Consider the following 3,742-nt stretch of genomic DNA (forward strand, 5'->3'; position numbering starts at 1 on the left):
TGTGTCGAGGCTCACGATGTTCTTCTCCAGTTAAGCGAGCGATCAATTATTCCGGCGACATTCCCCGGTCTCACTCGACGCGAACCGGGAGCGACGGATATCCGGTAACGCCCGATAGCGTCGCGCCGAACCGGAGAGGCACTCGGTATCCGTGACCGTCGACCGCGAGTAACGCGACGAACAGACTCAAGGTGAAACCGACCGCACAGTGCGGCACTTCGACGAACTGCCGCAAGCCTGCATCGTCGGGAAACCTGGTCAGGCCGTGTCGAATCACTGGGTCGGCACCCACTGAATAACCATGTCGGCCTGTTCAGGCGAAAGCGGCGCGACGCGGTCCGCGTCCGGCATCGTGATGTCCCCCCAGCGTTGCTTTTCCACCATTCCTCACTTTCTTTGCGAGCATGACGCCCGCATCCAGCACCGTGCGACAGCGTTCCGCAATCTGCGGAAACGACGGGGCCAGGTTAGCCCCCTCTGTCGTATGGCAGAACATGCATTGCTGCTGGTCGATCAAGCCAGCGACTCCGGATTGTGCGAATGCATAGCCCGCTGCCGTCAGTTCAATGGCAAGGACGATCGCCGTAACCCATATGCCTTGCACACTTAGCGCGAGACATCTCCGTTCCTGGATTCCGTCGACGGCTGGCGCAGTGTGTCGTCGCCTCCAGGGGCCAACAAGCGCGTCCCCTCGCGCTAACGCGGCACGTTTCACGGTGGCGGTGCCGGCATGATTCCAGCAGCGATCGCGCGGCTCACCGTGGCGAGCGCCCTGCTCCAGGCCGCCACCGCCGCATCGTAGCCCGGGCCTGCGCAGCGCTCGCTCGCGATGGTCCGGCCGATGATCGGCGGCGCTTTGCCCGGTGGCAACACTGACCACAAGACATCGACAGTCACGGCATCGCCGAGCAAGGCATCGAAGCGCTGGACGTCGATCCGCACTCGCCAGGCCGCCGCCGCGTCCCCACCGATCGGCAAAGTCGACACGCGAGGGCTGTTCAGCAGCTGCGAGAGATCGGCGACAAACACGCGCGGAATCTGGCTCTTCAGCGGCTCGGCCCAGCGGGCGAATTCGTCGAAAGTCACGTGGTTGACGCCAGCACGAACCACGATCTGCGGCCGGTCGACAAGCTCTGGCACGCTGACCGGCCCCACCAGGACCGCAATCGGCGTTGCGGGTTGCCCACTTGCGCCTTGCACCTCCTGACTCAACGTGTAGAAGTCCGCCTTGGGCGTGGCACAACTCATCAGCGCGGCAACCGCCACCGCGACGACGAGGGATAAGGATATGCGCATCATTTTTTATCCTCCAGCTTGCCGCGGATGAGTGCCTCCGGATGGCGTTCCAGATAGTCCGCCAGCGTACGGAAAGCAGCTGCGGTGCGCGCGAGTTCCCTCATCGCGTCAGAGGTGTTCTGCGCGAGCGCGGAATCGGGCTGTAGCGCGCCGTTCGCGGAATTTAGCGCCGTCTGTGCGGCGGCGAGCGTGTCCCGCGCCTGCGGCACCACGTCGGTCCGCAACTGCTTGAGGAGCGTATCCGCATCGGCCAACGTCTTTTGCGCGCCCTTCCCGATCCCGCCGAATGGAATCTGGTTCAGCTTGGCGAGGAGACTCGTCACCGAATCCTGCATGGACTGCAGACCGCCAGGTATGGTTGGCCACTCGGGCGGAGTGGTGGTCCAATCGACCTTCGCCTTGGGCGCGTTCGGGAAAAAGTCGAGTGCAACATAGAGTTGCCCGGTCAGCAGGTTTCCGGTGCGCAATTGCGCGCGCAAGCCATGGTCGATCAGCGTTTGCGCAAGTCGCTGACGATCGTCGGTGATTCTGCCTCCAACCCCGCCCTTCACATAGCGCGACGTGAAACGTTCTGGAAAGAGACGTATCTCGACCGGGATGCTGAACTGTTTGGTAACGGGATCAAACCGCGTATTGATCGCTGCAACCTCGCCCACCACGATGCCAAGAAAATCGACCGGCGCGCCGACGGCCAGTCCACGCACTGACTCCCTGAACACCAGCACATAGTTGTCGACGATCCGATCGTGGCGCTTAAACGCCTCCGCACGATCGCGGAACAGCGTGAACTCGGCGTTCGCGGCGGCCTCGGCTCCATCGGCCGTTTCGTCCGGCGTCTGGAATGCGAGTCCGCCAATCAGGATCGCCACCAGCGATTCCGTATTGACCTTGACGCCCGTCGTATCGAGCGACACGTCGACGCCGCTTGCCTGCCAGAAGCGCGTATCAGGCGTCACGTATTTCTCGTAAGGGGCGTTGACGAAGACATGCATCGTCACGCCCTTTCCGTCCGGGTCCAACTGGTACGAAACGATCTGGCCGACCTGCAGCCGCCGGTAGAAGATGGGCGAACCGACATCGAGCGAGCCCATGTCAGCGCCTTTCAGTACAAACTCTCGGCCCGGCACGCCGATAGCGAACACGGGCGGTGACTCCAGGCCCGTGTAATCGCGCCTCGACTTCGTCGATGTGCCCACGTCCATGCCGATGAACGAGCCCGACAACAGCGTGCCGATGCCGGATACGGTGCCGCCGGAAATGCGTGGACGCACGACCCAGAACCGCGTGTCGTCTACCAGCAGGTTGGTGGCATCTTTGGACAGTTCGGCCGTGGCGATCACGCGGCGGTGATCGCCCGACAACGTGACACTCTTGACCACACCGATATCGACGTTCTTGAACTTGATCTTCGTCTTGCCCGCTTCGAGCCCCTCGCCGGTGTCGAAGCTGATGGTGACTGTCGGGCCCTGCTCGAGGATCGTCTTCACGGCCAGCCAGCCGCCGATCAGAACGGCAATGAGTGGCACCAGCCACACGATCTGCATCCGCCAGCGCGAGCGCCGCGTGGCAACAGCTTCGGGGACATCCGATGACCCCGGCAGACCGGGAGGTTTAGCCATGATTGTGCTCCGTTGCGTCCCAGATCAGGCGCGGGTCGAATGACATGGCCGCGAACATCGTCATCACGACTACCGCGCCGAAAGCCACGGCGGCCGGGCCTGCCTGGATGGTCGCGAGTGCATTGAACTGGACGAGTGCGACGAGAATCGTGATCACATAGATATCGAGCATCGACCAGCGCCCGACCAGTTCCACCACGCGGTAGATGCGCGTCCGCTGCTGCAACATCGCACGCGAGCGCCGCTGCGTCGAGATGACGAGGAACATGATCGCGATGATCTTGAGCATCGGAACAGCGATGCTCGCAATGAACACGATGATGGCTAAAGGCCAGGAGCCGGATGTCCAGAGGTACACCACGCCGCTCAGAATCGTGTCTTTCTCCGAGCCGAACAGCGAACTGGTGTTCATCACCGGCAGCATGTTCGCCGGGATGTACAGCACCATCGCCGCGATCAGGAACGCCCACGTGCGCGCGAAGCTCGCCGGTTTGCGTTCGTGAAGATGCGCGCCGCAGCGCGGACAGCTCACGTCGTGGGCGTGTGGGGCCGCTTTTGTCAGCAGCCCGCAATCGTGGCAGGTCATCAGACCGCTGGCCATTGCCGTGCGTGCGGACGGCGCGGCGAGTTCTTCCGGGCCCGGCGCGACGCGGTAGTGGCCGCCTATTCTTTGCCAGAGATCGTGCGGATCGAACGCGGCACTGGCCGCCGCGAGTATCAGCATCAACGCACCGAACGTCCAGAGCGCGACGCCCGGCACGACGCTGGCGATATGCGCCAGCTTGACCAGCGCGACCAGCATCCCGAGGATCAGCACCTCCGTCATA

3 protein-coding genes are annotated in these 3,742 nt (G+C 63.0%); all 3 read right to left on the minus strand.

The window, feature by feature from the left end; genetic code table 11:
• Positions 1 to 711: 711 nt before the first annotated feature.
• The gene (locus tag P0D96_RS47560) at positions 712 to 1,299 is read right to left on the minus strand and encodes a PqiC family protein (RefSeq protein ID WP_408321223.1); all 588 of its coding nucleotides are present in this window, start codon (positions 1,297 to 1,299) and stop codon (positions 712 to 714) included.
• Positions 1,296 to 2,915: a PqiB family protein gene (locus P0D96_RS47565; RefSeq protein ID WP_408321225.1), complete on the minus strand. Its 1,620-nt coding sequence runs from the start codon at positions 2,913 to 2,915 to the stop codon at positions 1,296 to 1,298. The genes P0D96_RS47560 and P0D96_RS47565 overlap by 4 nt, the downstream gene beginning before the upstream one ends.
• The coding region (locus tag P0D96_RS47570) for a paraquat-inducible protein A (RefSeq protein ID WP_408321227.1) at positions 2,908 to 3,742 on the minus strand (835 nt) is incomplete at its 5' end. The genes P0D96_RS47565 and P0D96_RS47570, both read right to left, overlap by 8 nt.

Source organism: Paraburkholderia sp. RL17-347-BIC-D, assembly GCF_046027915.1.
Classification (GTDB): domain Bacteria; phylum Pseudomonadota; class Gammaproteobacteria; order Burkholderiales; family Burkholderiaceae; genus Paraburkholderia.

Coding starts and splice junctions, on each gene's coding strand:
- P0D96_RS47560 (WP_408321223.1), bottom strand. CDS start 1,299: ATGATGCGCATATCCTTATCCCTCGTCGTCGCGGTGGCGGTTGCCGCG.
- P0D96_RS47565 (WP_408321225.1), bottom strand. CDS start 2,915: ATGGCTAAACCTCCCGGTCTGCCGGGGTCATCGGATGTCCCCGAAGCT.